The organism is Gaoshiqia sp. US2, from assembly GCF_059705485.1.
Genome location: NZ_AP048550.1, coordinates 721,146 through 740,150, shown reverse-complemented (window position 1 = coordinate 740,150; position 19,005 = coordinate 721,146). Strand labels below are relative to the sequence as shown.

Annotated in this window: 13 protein-coding genes; 11 read left to right on the top strand and 2 right to left on the bottom strand. The window is 43.6% G+C overall.

The features are described from left to right. Nucleotides 1-4 precede the first annotated feature (4 nt). The 6 genes from AC6H3C_RS02900 (at nt 5) to AC6H3C_RS02875 (ending at nt 11,024) form a co-directional block, all read left to right on the top strand. Nucleotides 5-6,646, top strand: coding sequence for an FG-GAP-like repeat-containing protein (locus AC6H3C_RS02900; protein ID WP_497519126.1), 6,642 nt, complete (start codon nt 5-7; stop codon nt 6,644-6,646). A gap of 5 nt (nt 6,647-6,651) precedes the next feature. Then, nucleotides 6,652-7,212, top strand: coding sequence for a hypothetical protein (locus AC6H3C_RS02895; protein WP_497519125.1), 561 nt, complete (start codon nt 6,652-6,654; stop codon nt 7,210-7,212). 48 nt (nt 7,213-7,260) lie between these two features. Continuing rightward, complete coding sequence (locus AC6H3C_RS02890) at nt 7,261-8,586, top strand: RHS repeat domain-containing protein (RefSeq protein WP_497519124.1); 1,326 nt, start codon at nt 7,261-7,263, stop codon at nt 8,584-8,586. A gap of 346 nt (nt 8,587-8,932) precedes the next feature. Then, on the top strand, nt 8,933-9,067 hold the full coding sequence (locus AC6H3C_RS02885) for a hypothetical protein (RefSeq protein ID WP_497519121.1): 135 nt from the start codon (nt 8,933-8,935) through the stop codon (nt 9,065-9,067). Next, complete coding sequence (locus tag AC6H3C_RS02880; RefSeq protein ID WP_497519123.1) at nt 9,021-10,118, top strand: RHS repeat-associated core domain-containing protein; 1,098 nt, start codon at nt 9,021-9,023, stop codon at nt 10,116-10,118. The genes AC6H3C_RS02885 and AC6H3C_RS02880 overlap by 47 nt, the downstream gene beginning before the upstream one ends. A gap of 12 nt (nt 10,119-10,130) precedes the next feature. Beyond that, nucleotides 10,131-11,024, top strand: a complete 894-nt coding sequence (locus tag AC6H3C_RS02875; protein ID WP_497519122.1) for a hypothetical protein — start codon at nt 10,131-10,133, stop codon at nt 11,022-11,024. Here the strand turns inward: AC6H3C_RS02875 and AC6H3C_RS02870 are convergent. Beyond that, nucleotides 10,986-11,465, bottom strand: coding sequence for a hypothetical protein (locus AC6H3C_RS02870; protein WP_497521297.1), 480 nt, complete (start codon nt 11,463-11,465; stop codon nt 10,986-10,988). The two genes, AC6H3C_RS02875 and AC6H3C_RS02870, sit on opposite strands and share 39 nt — an antisense overlap. Here AC6H3C_RS02870 and AC6H3C_RS02865 point away from each other — a divergent pair. The 5 genes from AC6H3C_RS02865 (at nt 11,346) to AC6H3C_RS02845 (ending at nt 15,403) form a co-directional block, all read left to right on the top strand. Further along, on the top strand, nt 11,346-12,494 hold the full coding sequence (locus tag AC6H3C_RS02865; RefSeq protein ID WP_497521243.1) for an RHS repeat domain-containing protein: 1,149 nt from the start codon (nt 11,346-11,348) through the stop codon (nt 12,492-12,494). The genes AC6H3C_RS02870 and AC6H3C_RS02865 overlap by 120 nt on opposite strands. Nucleotides 12,495-12,840: 346 nt before the next feature. Beyond that, the gene (locus tag AC6H3C_RS02860; protein WP_497519121.1) at nt 12,841-12,975 is read left to right on the top strand and encodes a hypothetical protein; all 135 of its coding nucleotides are present in this window, start codon (nt 12,841-12,843) and stop codon (nt 12,973-12,975) included. After that, entirely contained in the window at nt 12,929-14,038 is a 1,110-nt protein-coding gene (locus AC6H3C_RS02855; RefSeq protein WP_497519120.1) for an RHS repeat-associated core domain-containing protein, read from the top strand. The genes AC6H3C_RS02860 and AC6H3C_RS02855 overlap by 47 nt, the downstream gene beginning before the upstream one ends. An 8-nt stretch (nt 14,039-14,046) precedes the next feature. After that, a complete protein-coding gene (locus AC6H3C_RS02850) occupies nt 14,047-14,493 on the top strand; it encodes a DUF4304 domain-containing protein (RefSeq protein WP_497519119.1) in 447 nt (148 codons plus the stop codon). 502 nt (nt 14,494-14,995) lie between these two features. Next, nucleotides 14,996-15,403: a hypothetical protein gene (locus AC6H3C_RS02845; protein ID WP_497519118.1), complete on the top strand. Its 408-nt coding sequence runs from the start codon at nt 14,996-14,998 to the stop codon at nt 15,401-15,403. A gap of 1,113 nt (nt 15,404-16,516) precedes the next feature. Here the strand turns inward: AC6H3C_RS02845 and AC6H3C_RS02840 are convergent. After that, nucleotides 16,517-18,988: a TonB-dependent receptor gene (locus tag AC6H3C_RS02840; RefSeq protein WP_497519116.1), complete on the bottom strand. Its 2,472-nt coding sequence runs from the start codon at nt 18,986-18,988 to the stop codon at nt 16,517-16,519. Between the last annotated feature and the right edge of the window lie 17 nt (nt 18,989-19,005).

Sequence of the window (19,005 nt, the reverse complement as noted above, 5' to 3'; positions counted from 1 at the left end):
ATTTATGAAACAGATATACCTTACCTTGCTGGTACTGGTAACAGCTTCGCTTATGGTAGTTGGACAAACAGCCGATTTGGTATTGAGCAGCGCCGAAAGCGGGAATCAGCTTCACCAGGCCACCAACAGTATTACCTTCACAATTGGGTATTCTTATACCCCTAACGGAGGAACAATGACTGCCGAGATTCTCAAAGCAGGAGATACCCGTGAAATGCCAATCATTGCCGGCCAGTTCAGCGACAGCTTTACGTTTACAGATACCCGGAACACGGTAGATTTTACGAACAAATACACCGGGAAAACGACTAACGATGTATTTTATAAGTTTACGCTGACCCGCAGGATGACCGTCGTAATGACCCACTGCGGCTCAGCCTTGTCCAACACGTTTATGTCCCTTCTGGATGCATCCGGGGTCCTCATCGGGAGCAATGATAATTACTCCGGCGATGGACACTGCACCAACACTTACCAGGCCTTTATTCGGATGGATTTGGAGGCCGGCGCTTATTACGTGGTGTCGGAAGGCAACTATGGTGATGGATTTATTACGACTGCGATTACGGGTTATTATGATGAGTTTAGCTACCCGGATTCACCGGATTACTACAGTTCGGATCCCGATGCCGTGGGGGCCACTCAAGGTAACCTGGTAATCTCGGAAACCGGGGCGGCCACGATTAATGTTCCCGTAATGGCTCCTGTTGGAGTTGGCGGAATGCAACCAACCATATCGATCGTATACAACAGTCAAGCAGGCAATGGCATTGCCGGCTGGGGGGCGAACCTGACCGGGACATCCGCGATAACCCGTACGCCAAAAAGCGTTTATTACGATACTACCGCCAAGGGTTTAACCTATCTGGGCGCTGATGCTTATGTGCTCGATGGTAAAAGGTTGATTTATTATTCCGGTAACGCCGGACAGGAAGGGGCCATTTATTACCCCGAATCAGATCCGTTTACCAAAGTAATTGTACATGGAACCTACAGCGGAACAACCTGTAATACCTGGTTTGAAGTGATTTCGAAAGACGGAATGAAATACACCTACGGCAATACGCCCAACTCTAAACAAACCATTTCGGGAGGTAAAGTAACCGCCTGGTATTTAAACCAGGTAGAAGACCCGTTGGGAAACTATATGGATTACACGTACACCTCAGGTTCCTATTTTGTGTATTTGAGTTCAGTTTCCTATGGAAAAAATAAAAATGTGTCCACAACTTTTGAGAACAAGGTGGAATTCACGTACGAATCGCGCCCCGATCCGGTTTTGTTTGTTCTGGACGCAACGAAGGGAGGCATGTACCAACGGTTGAGCAAGGTTAAAACCAAGACCGGGACAACCACTTACCGCGAATACGAACTGCAATATGCCAATTCAGATCAGTTTTCACGCTTGGTTTCGGTAACCGGGAAAAACGGGAACGGAGAAGCCTTAAAGCCCATCCGGTTAAACTGGAATTACCTGCCTTCGTTCTCGCAACAATGTATTGTTTCATCGGTAAGCGCGGCATCGGTCTATCCTGCTGTTCCTTTTGATGATCAGGCGTTTCAGGCGGCTGATTTGAACGGAGATGGAATAACAGACTTGGTGAGTGTGTTTCCTATCAGGATACCCACCGGGCCTAATTCCTGGATCAATAAGAACTATGCCTACATTTACTGGGGATCATTGAATGCGTATGGCAACCCTCAATTTCTGACCGGCAACTATTATGATATTGGAGCCGACCTTCAGTTAGACGATTGGAAAGAACAAACAGCCGGCTGTACCCCCATTGACTTTGATGGGAATGGAATTATGGAGATGGTTGTGCCACATTTAAGTATAAGTGACCTGGGAAAATATGTTGAATTTAAATTTGTTAGTGGTACTCCGGACAATATTACTGTTGTGGACATTCTGCAAAATACAAATGAAATGCCCTTATATGCAACCGGTGATTTCAATAACGATGGGAAAGGTGATCTTGCCTATATTGAAAAAGGGAACAGCAACGGGTATTATTTATGTAAGATTGTCGGGCTTAACTCTGGAACAACCTTGTACAGTGCCTCATTTAGCCTGTTATTGCCTTCAAAACCGGAGAAAATATTTGCTTCAGACTTCAATGGAAATGGCTTATCGGATGTCATCATATTTTACAATGGAGGCTATAAAATCTTCTGGAACCAGGGAAACGGCATCAGTTCACAAACGCTTTCCAATAGTTATATGTATAGTAGTACGACTTTGGCTAACAACAAGATGATGCGTATGGGCGATTTCAATGGCGACGGGTTGCCCGATTTTATTATGAACGATTCGGGGAGTACTTCTACCGGGAACAGCAGTTGGTACATCGCCTTAAACAATGGCAACGGAACGTTCGCCAAATACCTGGCTTGCACACTACCGGTGTTCGACCAGACTTTCACGGGAAAAGACGATGATAAATTTGATTGCCAGGTGTTTGATTTTGACCTGGACGGGAAATCGGATGTGGTCATCCATAAAGCGATGTATGACAAAAAAGATGATATGTGGAGCAGTCCGTGGGGTGTTTACCGCGAAACGCTTACCTACTGGATGCGCTCGACCGGTACTGCCCTGTCGCAGGTTTCGTATGCCCGCTCAACCAACGAAGCCGATGCCTTTAGTAAGTTTATGGTTACCGGAGATTTTAACGGCGATGGTAAAATCGAGCTGATGAACTACGGGTACAACTGCTACAATGGATCCGGTACTACCCAGTCGTGGCGTTATTATAAAAACCCCGGGCTCACAACTGGTAGCGGCATGATTGCTTCGGTAACTTCCGGCATGGGCGGCGCTTCAAGTATAAGCTATGCTCCTTTAACCCAAGCCAGTGTTTATATTAAAGGTACCGGGGCTGCATACCCGCTGATTGATATAACACCACCCATGTCTGCTGTCACATCGGTAACCTACGACAACGGCATAGCCGGTACCATGAACGAAACATACAGCTACAAAGGGGCTAAAGTGCACTTGCAAGGGAAAGGTTTTATGGGCTTTATGACAACCATTGCCAGTAACACTACAAAAGGGATAACGGCCGAAAAAGGAACGGCATCGATCAATACTACCTGGTTCGCTCCCGCTCAAACCTATTCGAAAACGACAGTGAATGCAAATACTGCTGAAACTACCGTGGATTACACCTATGTAGATAAGGGGTCGAAGAAGTTTTTTGCCTATCCAAACAAAAAAACGGACAAAGACCTCGATGGAAATACCAATACAACATATTACACCTATAACAGTACGTATGGCTACCTGACTGATGAAAAAACAGAATACGGAAGCAGTTCGATGTACAAAAAAACAGAGCTCCGTAACTATATTCTGGCAGGTGGCCGTTATCAGCCGCAATTGATCAATTCAATCGGGAAACATGCGGATGACAGCCAGGAGTTTATCCAAAAGACTTCGCTAACCTATGACGCGACGAAAGGATACCCAAAAACAAAAGTGGAGAACGATGGCACTTCGCTTGCTTTGACCACGGAGTTTGTCAGTTACGACGGCTTTGGCAACCTGAAAGAGTCGAAAGTCAGCGGCTTTGGTGTGCCGGCTTTGACCTCTTACACCGACTACGATGCCACCAACCGTTTCCCGGCAAAGGTATATACTACGCCTTCGTCATCGGTAGTCTCATATACTTACGATACCTGGGGGAACCCGCTAACGGAGAAAGACGAAACCAACCCGGCAAATTTGCTGACAACGACCCACGCCTACGACACTTGGGGACGGGCGACCACCAGCATCCTGCCCGACGGGCGGAAAACAGTTTATCGTTCGGGTTGGAACGATAATATCGAAAAAAGGTATTTTACGCTTACGATGGGCAATGGCCAGCCCTGGGTAAAACAGTGGTACGACCGCACGGGGCGCGAGACCGTTACCGAAACCATTGGACCAAAGGGGATGGACATTGTTATTACCAGGCAGTACAACAACAAAGGCGAACTGGAAAGCACGGATACCCAACAAGGCGACCTGTTGATTACCGAAAGTTACCAGTACGATGCGAGGGGAAGGATCAAACAGCAAAGCAGCAGCAGCGGGCAAAGTATAACCTATGGCTATGGTAACCGCCAGGTGACCACGACCCGGAACGGGCAAAACTATGTCCAAACGTTCGATGCCTGGGGCAACCTCGTTTTTTCTACCGATCCGCTATCCAATGTTTCTTATGAATATAAGTCGCTTGGCAAGCCAAAGTCGATAACTACGGGAGGGGCAACTTTTACGATGGACTATGATGCGGCAGGTAACCAAAAGCAATTGGTTGACCCCAACGCCGGAACGATCAATTACACTTACGACGCCGCCGGACGGGTAAAAACCCAGGACGATGCCCGTGGTAACCACTACGAAGCCGTTTACGATGTCCTGGGGCGCATTGACTATTCGGAACTGGCAGGTGTAACGACCGATTATGCTTACGGGACAACAGGTTACGACCTGAACCGGTTAATCAAGGTGACAACCGGGAATAATTACATCTCTTATTTGCACGACCAGTATGGCAGGGTATATAACGAAAAACGGCAGGTTGGCGGGACCGGTATATTGGAGTACGGCTATGCTTATAACAGCAACGGGCAACTGCAAACAACCACTTACCCGGGTGGGGTGCAGCTTGGCCGCACCTACGACGCCTCGGGCAACCTCGAAACCGTAACCGCGGGCGGGCAAGCCGTTTGGTCATTGACCAATGCCAGCGGTACGGTAACCACCGCACAACTTGGCAGTACTATGACTTCAACAACAACGCTAAACTCGGACGGTTTGCTCACGAAGTTGAAGACCGTTAAGGGGAGCACTGTTGTCCGTGAGCTGAATTACAGTTTTGACAGGGTTACGGGCAATCTTAACTGGAGATCAGACGCATCAGGCGTCGAGAGATTTTTTTATGACGGCCTCGACAGGCTGGAAAAGGTTGATAACCCGCTGACCGGCATTGTAACTATGGATATTGACTACCACGCGAATGGGAATATCAAATGGAAAACCGGCCTGGGCGATTATGAATATATTGGTTTTGGCCCACACGCGCTTTCCGCGGTTGACAACACCGATAACCTGATTCAGGCGAAAGGGCAGCATATCGGTTATACCACCTTTAATAAGGCCGAAATCCTGCACGATACCCTTGGCGCAGATGCTTACCGGCTCGATATTACCTATGGCCCCGACCGGCAACGCTGGAAATCGGCGCTGAAGAAAAACGGCAGCGATGTAAAAACCATTATCTTTGGAGGAGACTATGAAAAAGTAACTCAAAACGGGGTGACACGCGAACTGTATTATATTGGTGGCGGCGATGGCCTGGCGGCTGTGTATGTGAAACAGGCCGGGCAGTCGGACAAGATCTATTACACCCATACCGACCACCTGGGCAGCATTATTTCGCTGACCGATGCCAACGGCACCTCCCTGTTTAAAGCCACTTACGATGCCTGGGGAAAACAGACTGTTACCCAGAACACCATTGGCTTTCACCGAGGTTATACAGGGCACGAGCATTTGCCGGAATTTGGTTTGATTGATATGAACGGCAGGATGTATGACCCCCTGCTGGGAAGATTCCTCAGCCCCGATAATTACGTACAGTTGCCTGATTTCAGCCAGAACGTTAACCGTTACAGCTATTGTTTCAATAACCCGATGAAATATAATGACCCGAGCGGCGAAATAGCTTGGCTGCCAATTCTGGCCATGGCCTATTTTGGAGGAATGCAGGCAAACTTTTTTACCGCTGATAACCCGTTCAACCCTGGGGATTGGAACTGGAAAAGTTCCAGCACGTATATTGGGATTGGGTCAGGGGCAATGTCGGGGCTGAATATGACAGGTTCTTTAGGAACTTTTATGCAAACCCCAGGCGCAATTCCGAACGGAATATTGCAGTCGGGAATTCAGGTTGGCATTAATGGCATTGGGAATGTGATTGATGACGACCCGTTTTTCCAGGGCTGGGCCGGTCCTGCTGCCATGGGATTTGTAAGTGGCGCAATTTCTGGGTATTCCATAGCTCAGGAACAAAACCGGATTTTAGCAGAGTTGGGAATTGATGCAAGAGTTAATCCATGGACGGGGCGGATACCCCGAAGTAATATTTTTGCCATGGAATACAGCGGAAACCTGGTCGCTTCATCTGCGGCAAACGATTATATCACAGGCCCTGTAGATATTATGAAAGGGGATCAGCCAATTGACGATATTGTGGCAAGAATTAAATATCTTAATGCATCCAATGGAATAAAAAATTTACATGAGATTGTTACCCCTCAATGGGGAATAGGATCAGGTCCTGGAGATATGTATACTGAAAGGCTGGGGGTATTAAATGGAAAGCATAACTATAGAATTGTTCAGCGTAATGTCAATGAAATGATGTTGAAAACAGATCCGTCTTTCTATAAAATCAATCAAAAGAATGGGATAAGATTTGGGAATAGCCCATTTAGCCGAAAGCTAGGATTACACATAATAGGTTATACCGGTGTTCCATTACTGGATATCGAGATGGGATCAAAGATTGGTTATAACGCGTTGAAAGATTATTATAACTCGATTTCGATAATTCATCCGTTTGATATTAGTCGGTTTCTTAACAAATAAAGGTCATGAAAAAAGTAGAATTTATAAATTGGTTTATATTTCTAATTGTTATATGTATTAGCTGCAGCAATTCTCCTATGTCGCAAGGACAGGAAAAACCAGAAAAACAACAGTTAAGGGAAAAGCTAATTGGCTCGTGGGCTGGAGCATGGCAAAATAAATATGGGGAACTACATTTTCTGAATGACAGTACTTATATTCCTGTTCAGGAGTTTATCCCATTTTATTTTCCATATAGATATTCTTTTGTGAATGATTCCCTTCAATTAGGTGACTACAGAATTTATTCTTTATCAATAATTGGTGATACCTTAGAATTGAAAGAAGATGAACGGATATATAAGTATGAACGAATAAAGAACGAACATGACTCAGTTTCGTTACAATTTTTAAAAGGAGATATGATTAGGCGGTGCAACTTTTTGGTTTTAAAAGGTATCCTCAGTGTACCTGAAGCTTATAAACAGCTATACGACTATATTGAAAGGGAAAATTTGTTGGATACAACCAGTTATGATATTGAAGATGTTGAGGATGAATATATCCCGATAGAGATTGCACCATAATTTGTATTGAAATGATAGTAATAACCATCCGGCAAAGGCAATTGCCGGATGGCTTCTTTTAAATTTTGTAAAAAATATGGGTTCTATGAAAAAGTAACTCAAAACGGGGTGACACGCGAACTGTATTATATTGGAGGCGGCGACGGTCTGGCGGCTGTGTACGTGAAACAGGCCGGCCAGTCGGATAAGATCTATTACGCCCATACCGACCACTTAGGCAGCATTGTTTCGCTGACCGATGGCAATGGTACCTCCGTGTTTAAAGCCAATTACGATGCTTGGGGAAAACAGACTGTTACCCAGAACACCATTGGCTTCCACCGTGGTTACACCGGGCACGAGCATTTGCCGGAGTTTGGCTTGATTGATATGAATGGCCGAATGTACGATCCATTATTAGGTCGGTTCCTCAGCCCCGATAATTACGTACAGTTGCCTGATTTCAGCCAGAACTTTAACCGTTACAGCTATTGTTTCAATAATCCATTGAAATATAATGACCCGAGCGGCGAAATAGCTTGGTTGCCAATCCTGGCCATGACCTATTTTGGAGGAATGCAGGCAAATTTTATGCACGCAGCTAAAAATGGTAGCAACCCGTTTAATCCTGGCAACTGGAACTGGAAAAGCCCGTGGACATATGTATCGATTGCTTCGAGTGCCGCTTTTGGGTATTCTCAAACGCTTGAACATTGCGAATGGGCCAATGACATTGTAACTGGTAAACGTAGTTTCTTGTCTCATTTGGGTGAAGGCAAATTAAATTTTGAAAGATATGGGACATGGATTGATAACCGCTCTGCGTTTGTACAACTTTTGCCTTCAGTGATAACGGAAGTTCCCTTTGGAGGAGTGGACAATATGCAGAATATTGCAGCTATGGCATTTGCTGCCAATAGTGGTTTAAATTCGTTGAATGCCCTGCTTCAGGCACAGCCAAATCAATTTATTAATTCCTATAAATCTAACGGTTGGGAAAGATTTCGTGATAATTTTGGATTTGTTGGAGATTTGGGATATAATACTATTGATCAAGCATGGATTACAACTCAAAGAATGGTTCTCCAAAAACTACCAGATCATATTGCTCACTTAAACGGTGCAGGATTAGAAGGTTCTGAGCTTGTAGATGCAGGCATTAATACAATTACTACGTTTGCGCCAATTTCAAAAATTAGTAAAACTTTGGACATTGCAAAAGCCCCTTTAAATGCGGCAAAATTTAATCATTTATTCAAAGGTACAGGAATTTATGCAGCGAAAGAGGGAGGTGTCTTTATCCGTCAATACAACTATGTTATTAGAAATAATAATAATTTTCAAAATGTCTGGAAAGGCGTTGGCTTTGGAAGTTTTGTGTTTAGTGGATTTTAAAATTCAATTTTATGTTCTGGGGATCGTTTGTATTTGAATTTATTGGAGTATTAATAAGGTTTCTTTTGCAATATTTAATGCATGTTTTCTTTAGACAGGAACTAAAGTCATTTAAGGAACTCTGGAATGGCCCTGATCAGGAAGATCCAATAAATCTGGTTTCCTATGGATTTTCAAATATTTTGATTGGGTTTTGTGCACTCATGGTATTTGTAATGCTTACTATCTATGTATTTTAATTATCAGGTATATATTGAGGAAAGAAGCCGTCCGCCAACCGCCGGATGGCTTCTTCAAATCCTTAAAACAAAGCAAAAAAGTTCTTTGAAATAAGTAATTCTAAACCGTGACACCGGAACTGTACTATATAGGAGGTGGCGACGGACTGGCGGCTGTTTACGTGAAGCAATCGGGACAGTCGGATAAGATCTATTATGCCCATACCGACCACCTGGGCAGCATTGTTTCGTGCCACTTATGATGCTTGGGGAAAACAGACTGTTACCCAGAACACCATTGGCTTCCACCGCGGCTACACCGGGCATGAGCATTTGCCGGAATTTGGTTTGATTGATATGAACGGCAGGATGTATGACCCCCTGCTGGGAAGATTCCTCAGCCCCGATAATTACGTACAGTTGCCTGATTTCAGCCAGAATTTTAACAGGTACAGCTACTGCCTGAATAACCCGTTGATATATACCGATCCAAGTGGGGAACTTATAGGGGAGCTTATTTACATTGCAGCAATGGCTTATTTTGGCGGAGTGCAAGCCAATTTTATGCACGCTGCAAATAATGGTGGTAACCCTTTTAATCCGGGAAACTGGAATTGGAAAAGCCCGTGGACTTACATAGGTATGGCTTCGTCCGGTCTTGGCGCATATTCTCAGATTGGCGGCTTGAACGGTTTTGCAACTGAAACCTCAAGCTTGTCCAATCTTTTTGAATTACCCAAAGACCCCGTTTTGCTGGCTTATGCCAATGATGGCGGACCGGGAAAAGTACGTCTCTTACAGAATGGTGTATTAGAAGCTAAATACTCCCTAGGAACAGTTTATGTTTATGGACGCGATCTTTCAAAAGTGGCGGCGATTACGCAAAAGATACATCAGGGACATACTGCTTTTTTAAATCACCCTGTTACCCAGTTCGCGTTGGCGGTACTTCCTATAGTTCCGGCAGTAGGCGGCATTAGAACGGTTTCTATAGCCTCAAAAGCTGCCAGGCCGGTGGCTCAACTTGCCGCTAAGGGGGTAACTCAATATTCTGATGATTTAGTAAAAGCTGCGCAGAAGCTATACCCTAAAAAAGCAGGTATAACCGAATTACATCATATTGCCCCGAAATACTTAGGAGGTGCAAAGAATGGAGCTCTTGTCCCTTTAGATGGAGCATACCATCAAGTAATTACAAACGAGTTTAGAAGTATTCGAGGTTACGGCTTAGGGCCACTTGATGAGTCGCAAATGTTGAAGATTATGAAAGATGTTTATTCAAGATATCCACTACCACCAGGTTTCGGATTTTAAACAAAAAATAAGATGAAAGAGATAACCGAGTTTAGAATAAATTATGACTTTGCACATTTGCTTTTTAGTGCAGATGAAGGAAAAGATTTGGGACAATTATCTAAATCTGTAAAAGTTATAGAATTGACAAAAGATGATCCAAGGTATTATCAGATACCACTTATAGATAAGTATGTTAAAGACAAGTTTGATAAAGGCTTTTTTTATAGCTGGCAAATCAAACGAAAGTACAGCAAGAAAGAATTAGATGCGGCTACTTTATTTCATTTGAGAATAAAAACAGCGTTTGAACCAGCAGGCGAAGAATGCGGGACAATATATGATGAAACCGTGGCTTGTGAGATATGCGGAGCAAACAGGAAGCAGGTTGGAGCGTTGAAACTCAAAAAGGGGTCAATCCCTAAAAAAGATATTGCGAGAACCATTGCAGGAGAAGTAGTAATATCGGAAAGACTTGCAGCCGCATTTAAACAAAGGGGATTAAAAGGAATAGCTTTCGAACCTGTGGCTTTTGGGAATGGAGCTTTCAATTATTACCAGTTAGTTGCTTTATCGCCAGAATTAGAGATTACGAAAAATACCATTGCTGGGGATAATCCTTTTGAATCTTCAGAAGGTAGTAGTGGTGGTGTTTACAATATCTCGGGTTACGATGTTGTAATTGAAAAGGAAGTTTATAAATGCCCAAAAGGGCATACTATTGGCTTAAATTTATTGTCAGAACCCTATGTTTTAAATGCCCCATCAATTAACACTTATGATTTATTTGTAAGTAAGCAGAAAGTGGGAGTTAAACGGGGGCTACTACGGCCAGAACCTATCTACTTTTGTTCCCCTGCCTTTAGAACAATGGTAGAAGAAGAAAAGCTAAGCGGTTTTGAATTTGAGATAGCACATATAGAATAATAAAACTTGTACTTTTAGTAAAACAAATCCCCGCTGGCGCTGATCTGCGAGCAGTGGCAGGCTTGCGGGGAGGAAAGTACCACGTTGGTGTACAATTGTAATGTATACTGGGAAAATTAAGAAGAAGCTGCTCGGATTGCCGGGCTGCTTCTTTAGAACTTTCGCTAACTTAGCAGAGCGTTCTTTGAAAAACTGAAGATTGTTGCCGCAAGTGAGTTGTATTACATTGGTGGCGGCGATGGCCTGGCGGCTGTTTACGTGAAACAGGCTGGCCAGTCGGACAAGATCTATTACACCCATACCGACCACCTGGGCAGCATTATTTCGCTGACCGATGCCAACGGCACCTCCCTGTTTAAAGCCACTTACGATGCCTGGGGAAAACAGACTGTTACCCGGAACACCATTGGCTTCCACCGGGGTTACACCGGGCACGAGCATTTGCCGGAGTTTGGCTTGATTGATATGAATGGCAGGATGTATGACCCCCTGCTGGGAAGATTCCTCAGCCCCGATAATTACGTACAGTTGCCTGATTTCAGCCAGAACTTTAACCGTTACAGCTATTGTTTCAATAATCCATTGAAATATAATGACCCGAGCGGCGAAATAGCTTGGTTGCCAATCCTGGCCATGACCTATTTTGGAGGAATGCAGGCAAATTTTATGCACGCAGCTAAAAATGGTAGCAACCCGTTTAATCCTGGCAACTGGAACTGGAAAAGCCCGTGGACATATGTATCGATTGCTTCGAGTGCCGCTTTTGGGTATTCTCAAACGCTTGAACATTGCGAATGGGCCAATGACATTGTAACTGGTAAACGTAGTTTCTTGTCTCATTTGGGTGAAGGCAAATTAAATTTTGAAAGATATGGGACATGGATTGATAACCGCTCTGCGTTTGTACAACTTTTGCCTTCAGTGATAACGGAAGTTCCCTTTGGAGGAGTGGACAATATGCAGAATATTGCAGCTATGGCATTTGCTGCCAATAGTGGTTTAAATTCGTTGAATGCCCTGCTTCAGGCACAGCCAAATCAATTTATTAATTCCTATAAATCTAACGGTTGGGAAAGATTTCGTGATAATTTTGGATTTGTTGGAGATTTGGGATATAATACTATTGATCAAGCATGGATTACAACTCAAAGAATGGTTCTCCAAAAACTACCAGATCATATTGCTCACTTAAACGGTGCAGGATTAGAAGGTTCTGAGCTTGTAGATGCAGGCATTAATACAATTACTACGTTTGCGCCAATTTCAAAAATTAGTAAAGCTTTGGACATTGCAAAAGCCCCTTTAAATGCGGCAAAATTTAATCATTTATTCAAAGGTACAGGAATTTATGCAGCGAAAGAGGGAGGTGTCTTTATCCGTCAATACAACTATGTTATTAGAAATAATAATAATTTTCAAAATGTCTGGAAAGGCGTTGGCTTTGGAAGTTTTGTGTTTAGTGGATTTTAAAATTCAATTTTATGTTCTGGGGATCGTTTGTATTTGAATTTATTGGAGTATTAATAAGGTTTCTTTTTCAATATTTAATGCATGTTTTCTTTAGACAGGAACTAAAGTCATTTAAGGAACTCTGGAATGGCCCTGATCAGGAAGATCCAATAAATCTGGTTTCCTATGGATTTTCAAATATTTTGATTGGGTTTTGTGCACTCATGGTATTTGTAATGCTTACTATCTATGTATTTTAATTATCAGGTATATATTGAGGAAAGAAGCCGTCCGCCAACCGCCGGATGGCTTCTTCAAATCCTTAAAACAAAGCAAAAAAGTTCTTTGAAATAAGTAATTCTAAACCGTGACACCGGAACTGTACTATATAGGAGGTGGCGACGGACTGGCGGCTGTTTACGTGAAGCAATCGGGACAGTCGGATAAGATCTATTATGCCCATACCGACCACCTGGGCAGCATTGTTTCGTGCCACTTATGATGCTTGGGGAAAACAGACTGTTACCCAGAACACCATTGGCTTCCACCGCGGCTACACCGGGCATGAGCATTTGCCGGAATTTGGTTTGATTGATATGAACGGCAGGATGTATGACCCCCTGCTGGGAAGATTCCTCAGCCCCGATAATTACGTACAGTTGCCTGATTTCAGCCAGAATTTTAACAGGTACAGCTACTGCCTGAATAACCCGTTGATATATACCGATCCAAGTGGGGAACTTATAGGGGAGCTTATTTACATTGCAGCAATGGCTTATTTTGGCGGAGTGCAAGCCAATTTTATGCACGCTGCAAATAATGGTGGTAACCCTTTTAATCCGGGAAACTGGAATTGGAAAAGCCCGTGGACTTACATAGGTATGGCTTCGTCCGGTCTTGGCGCATATTCTCAGATTGGCGGCTTGAACGGTTTTGCAACTGAAACCTCAAGCTTGTCCAATCTTTTTGAATTACCCAAAGACCCCGTTTTGCTGGCTTATGCCAATGATGGCGGACCGGGAAAAGTACGTCTCTTACAGAATGGTGTATTAGAAGCTAAATACTCCCTAGGAACAGTTTATGTTTATGGACGCGATCTTTCAAAAGTGGCGGCGATTACGCAAAAGATACATCAGGGACATACTGCTTTTTTAAATCACCCTGTTACCCAGTTCGCGTTGGCGGTACTTCCTATAGTTCCGGCAGTAGGCGGCATTAGAACGGTTTCTATAGCTTCAAAAGCTGCCAGGCCGGTGACTCAATTTGCCGCTAAGACGGGGGTTGAAGCCTTACAATATACAAAATCAAGCTTATCTCTTGGGCGTGAAATGCACGCAGCTTATAAATTAGCTGAACATGCTCCTGAGCTTGGTCGGTTTAAAGAGTTTGGGAAAATATCAGGCATACGACCAGACTTTGTTGATTTTAGCACCAAAACAATTTATGAATTGAAACCGTTTAACCCAAGAGCCATACAACAAGGCGTTCTTCAGTTAAACAAATATCAATCTATCTTTGAGCAACGTTTTGGTGGTATATGGAAAACAGTTTTGGATACTTATTAAAGTTCATTATGAGAAAAAAAGAATTAACAGATATTTTAAGTGAATTATTTATTCCAATTGGATTTAAAAGGAAAGGCAATTTTTGGGTTATAAACGGTGATGTACTTACCAAAATGGTCAACCTTCAAAAATCGCAATTCAGCAATAGGTTTTATATTAACTATGGCTATATAGTAAAGTCAATTCCCTTAGAAGATGTAATGATGCACGTATTCAATGGATTTGGGTCAATTGACGTCAATGAAAACACAAGGATTAAAGAACTGTTGGATCTTGAAAATAACATCCCAGATGAGGATAGAAAAAGGGAATTAAAGCAATTGATACTTTGTAAATTAGTTTCTAAAATACAGGTCATAAATACTAAAGAAGACTTATTGAATGAATTAAAAAGACGGCCACATTTAAATGATATTCCTTTAACCGTCAAGGAATACTTCAATCTAATGGATTAAAAAAGCAAAAGCTCCAGTCCCCCTCGCTGGCGCGGTTTTGCAAACCGTGTCTTGCTTGTAAAAGCAAAAAATGGCTTGTCCGGATTTCGACGGAATTTGCCCAATAGGGCAAAGGCACAAATTGCAAATTTGCGCCAGCGGAGGAAAAATATACAAAGACCCAAATGATGAATAGCTATCAAAATGTCTATACAGAACCTACATGGATAGAAATTGTAAAAGCATTCTTAGGTTATTAATTACTTAAAAGTCTGATAATGAAATACTTTGTAATAAAATATTATGCAAGGCCTAGGGCGAAAGTTGTAAAAGTACCTACTATTTAGAGGATGCTTGTAAAAATTGTGGTACAGGAGCAAAGCTTGTTGGTAATCTAAATTGTAAAGGTCTTACAAAAGTCAACATCGATTTTTTTGAGACACTTGATAGTGACTTTTTAATTTCTGAGAATCTTTATAAGTTTTTACTTTCAAAAAGTATAAAGATTGCAGGACTTAAAAAAGTGATTGACCCAAGAAAGAACGAGCTTCCTTTATATCATTTTTATACAGAATTAAGTTTTCCGAAGTCCTTACCATTTTCCGAAGGTTTGGTAACAGAACGACAATGTCCAGTCTGTAAAAGTAATGGATACTACGCTGACGCAAAAATTGGAAACTATAAAAAAGGTATCCCGACGGTAATTACTCCGTTAAAGCTCATGTACAAGGGGATAAACCAGGACTTTTTGGAATCTTCCGACCTGTTTAACACCTGGGAACATTTGGGTGTGTCGAATTTAGAGGCAGGACCCATGAAAGTAGTTGGGTATGCCCGCCCTATGCTGATTGTGAGTGAACGAATAAAGAAAGCTTTTGAAGAATTTGAAGTAAAAAATTCGAAATTTGAGGAAGTAGTAATAATGGATTAAACAAAAGGTCCCCCTGCTGGCGCCCCCTCGTCTTAGCGCCAGCGGTGACAAGGGGTTAGTTGGTGGTTCCCGATTGCTATCGGGACAAGCTGTTTGTAACGACAATAAACAAACGTATTGCATTGAAAAGCACTACTTAATATCTTTCAATCAAAAATACAGGAATGATTGAGCAACGGATCAATTATACGCATGAAACGAGCATGTTACTGAAATAGTTTTAATGGTGCCAACACAAAAAGAAATGAAAAAAAATGATAGAAGAGTCGTCACTGGTCCATGCGAGTTCCATGAGAACGTACAGAAATATAGTATATTAACTAAGTTTTTTTCGAATGAAAATCCGGTTCTGGCAATGATGGTTTCCCGGGCGGTCCGGCAGCTGCCGGATACAGTTCGGCAAGAGATTCTGGATTTGTGAATGTACAAACAACAATATAATGCTGAGTTTAAAACTCAAAAACAGCGAACCCCTCGTTCCCGCTTCGCTCAAACGAGGGGGAGGAGGTGGCATCCATAAGAAGAATTGAACACGAAGACACCACCACACGAATTACCGAAGACGGGAGAAACTACCAGTGTTCAGTAACAGTATTCAGTCGCGGTTCTACTCAGGTACTTTTTAGCCCCAAGCCGCAAGCCGCGATGACCAATGACCAAATGGCAAGGTTCAGAAAAAACCGCAGTCTTACTTTGGCACTTAGGAACTCAGGTCACTCAGGTACTTCCAAAAATCCCCGGTCACTTTTTGGTTTTAATCAGAATTACCCCGTCTTTCCCTTTTTCACCATATAGCTGAATTGCCGATTCATCTTTTAATATGGTGATCGATTCAATCGATTCGGGAAGAAGGATTCGATTGATTTTACTTCCTTTTCAAAAATCAGTTACAGGTTCAGGGAAATCGCCTTTAACGATCTAAAGGTTTTTGAAGTATCCGTGGAGGGTTCCACATCAAATGATTAAGAAAGGCGCTCATCATAGAAAGCAAAATTCCTAAAAGCGATTTCCCTGGCTACAGGTTGGTTTTTTTGATCCGATATGTGCCCTTTAAAAATAAAAAAAGAGGAGCCTGTTTCAGACTCCCCTGCATTTGAATAAACCTTATTCTGTTTAAAACCCGTTATCGTCGAAATTAACTTCATTGATGTCCGACTGCCCGGATCGATCCATTTTATAGTTGTTAATTTTGTAACTGAGGGTTAACATAAATACCCTCGGCTCGCGTTTAAACCGGTAGGTCGATTTAAAGTTGGATCCGCTCGACGTACCTTCGCTGCGGGCTGTTCCAAATGCATCCTGCAAACTAAGTGTTGCCGACAACTTTTTCTTAAACAAATCGTGGCGGTACGAAATGTTGGAAAAAAACATGCCTTTGGTGTCGCCCTGTGCCGAAACCGACGGTCCGCGATACATTCCCATGACTTGCATCCGGCTTTCGGGCGAAAACCTGATCGTGCCGTTCAGGCGGCCGTTGTAATTGGTGCTTTCCCGGTTTACCGATTCGCCCTGAACGTTTCCTTCGAGTTTATAGCGGTATACCGAAAAGCTGGTATTCAACAAAAACCAGTCAGTCAGGTTCAGGTTTCCCATGATTTCGCCTCCCAGCGAATGGTCCTTATTCAGGTTATCCGATGTCAGGTATAAAATACCGTCGTCGCCCAGTTCGGTGAGCCGGGTAATCAGGTTATTGGTTTGCCGGTAAAAGCCTTCGAGCGAAACGAATGATTTGCCAAAACGTTTCATGAACCCCAGATCGTACGAATCGGTATATTCGGGTTCGAGCCCCGGATTTCCGACCCGGATGGTATACTGGTTCATATAACTCGGAAAAGGATCCAGATCGCGTCCGCCCGGACGGTTAATCCGGCGGCTGTAACTTCCCATCAGCTGGCTTTGGTCGAAAAGTTGGTATGACAGGTGCAGCGAAGGAAAGAAATCAAAGCGGTCGAGGGTATAAGCCTCTTCTACTTTGGCATGATTGATTTCGCGGTTGGTGTATTCGCCCCTGATTCCGAGCATGTATTCAATCCGGGCCAGTTTGCCCGATAATGTTGAATAAGCGGAATGAATGTCGCGCTTAAAGTCCATTGAGCTCGTAAAATCGGGGTTATTGATCCAGCTTTGTGTTTCCGGGTCAAAATCTTCGAACAGATAGTCTTCCGTTTCGCGTTCGATCCGGCTTTGCAGGCCGGCTTCGAGTTTTCCGCCTGCCCCTGCCGGCCGGGTATAATCGAGTTGAAAGCGATAATCGTTTGATTTCTCGTCTTCGGTGGTTCTGATCTGGAGATCATAAATATCGGTCGGGTTGAAATTCATATCGGCAATAGCTTCCGACTGGTACTCGCTGTCGTCGCCTTTCCGGTTGCGGTAATAAAACATTCCTTCGAGCTTGTGCGTCCCTTGCTCGTTGTATTTATGGGTAAAGTTGATGTTTCCGTTGATAAAGTTATTCTCCCGGATGGCCCGTTCCGTGGCAACGGTATATTTTTCGTCTGAGACCGGCAACGTTGAAAGATGATTCAATCCCTCGCTGTTTGAGTTGAAATTAAATTGTCCGCCGTGAAGCTGGAAGCCCAGGGTGGTTTTATCGGTCAGGTACAAGTCGAGTCCTGTTTTCAACCCGAAACCTTTCCGCGTAAAACTCCGTTCGCCATTCATGTCTAAAAGCTCGGTCACATCGCCCGTAGTGGTTTCGCGTGTCGAGGCATTTTCGCCCGAATAGGTATTGTTGTTGGTATCGAAGCCGAACGAGAAGTTCCGTTTTTTTGTTTTGTGATTGACCGTCAGGTCAAGGCGCTGTTTGTCGCCAGTGCCGATCGAGGCATTCACAATCCCGTTAAAGCCTGAAAGGATATTCTTTTTCATCACCAGGTTAATAATTCCGGCCATTCCGTCAGGATCGTACTTGGCAGACGGATTGGTGATAATTTCGATGGTTTCGAGCGCCGAGGCCGGAATTTGCTGCAAGGCGTCGCTTCCGCTCAGTGCGCTTGGGCGTCCGTCAATAAAAACCGTAAAGTTGGACGAACCGCGCAGGGTGACATTCCCTTCGATATCCACCTGCACCGAGGGCGTATTCTCCAGCACATCCACGGCTGTTCCTCCGGTAGCGTTGATATCCTGGGCAACGTTAATGACTTTTTTATCTACCTTATACTCAATCCGGGCCCTTTCGGCGACCACTTCAACGGCCCCGATCTCCTGGGTCGAAGCTTCCAGCTTAATTGTTCCCAGGTCGATTTGCCTGTTTGCCGGGCTAATTCTGACGTTATTAATCCGCGTTTTGTTAAATCCAATAAAGTTTGCTTCGACATAAAATATTCCTGCCGGAAGGCCCCCGATCCGGAATTCGCCGTTCAAATCGGTGATTCCACCGGTAACCAGGCTTGAGTCTGAACTGCTAAAAATGGAGATATTGGCGTATTCCATCGCCTGATTCGAATCCGTATCAATCACCTTTCCCCTGATGCTGAAACTGGCCGGAAGATCTCCCGATTCACCTACTCTTGGCCCTGTTTGAGCCAAGACGTTCATCCCTGCCATGATCAACAGCATCACGAATAAATTTCTCGTTCTTTTCATCTTTAAATAATCCAGCT

Coding starts and splice junctions, on each gene's coding strand:
- AC6H3C_RS02900 (WP_497519126.1), top strand. CDS start 5: ATGAAACAGATATACCTTACCTTGCTGGTACTGGTAACAGCTTCGCTT.
- AC6H3C_RS02895 (WP_497519125.1), top strand. CDS start 6,652: ATGAAAAAAGTAGAATTTATAAATTGGTTTATATTTCTAATTGTTATA.
- AC6H3C_RS02890 (WP_497519124.1), top strand. CDS start 7,261: ATGGCTTCTTTTAAATTTTGTAAAAAATATGGGTTCTATGAAAAAGTA.
- AC6H3C_RS02880 (WP_497519123.1), top strand. CDS start 9,021: ATGCCCATACCGACCACCTGGGCAGCATTGTTTCGTGCCACTTATGAT.
- AC6H3C_RS02875 (WP_497519122.1), top strand. CDS start 10,131: ATGAAAGAGATAACCGAGTTTAGAATAAATTATGACTTTGCACATTTG.
- AC6H3C_RS02870 (WP_497521297.1), bottom strand. CDS start 11,465: ATGCTCGTGCCCGGTGTAACCCCGGTGGAAGCCAATGGTGTTCCGGGT.
- AC6H3C_RS02855 (WP_497519120.1), top strand. CDS start 12,929: ATGCCCATACCGACCACCTGGGCAGCATTGTTTCGTGCCACTTATGAT.
- AC6H3C_RS02850 (WP_497519119.1), top strand. CDS start 14,047: ATGAGAAAAAAAGAATTAACAGATATTTTAAGTGAATTATTTATTCCA.
- AC6H3C_RS02840 (WP_497519116.1), bottom strand. CDS start 18,988: ATGAAAAGAACGAGAAATTTATTCGTGATGCTGTTGATCATGGCAGGG.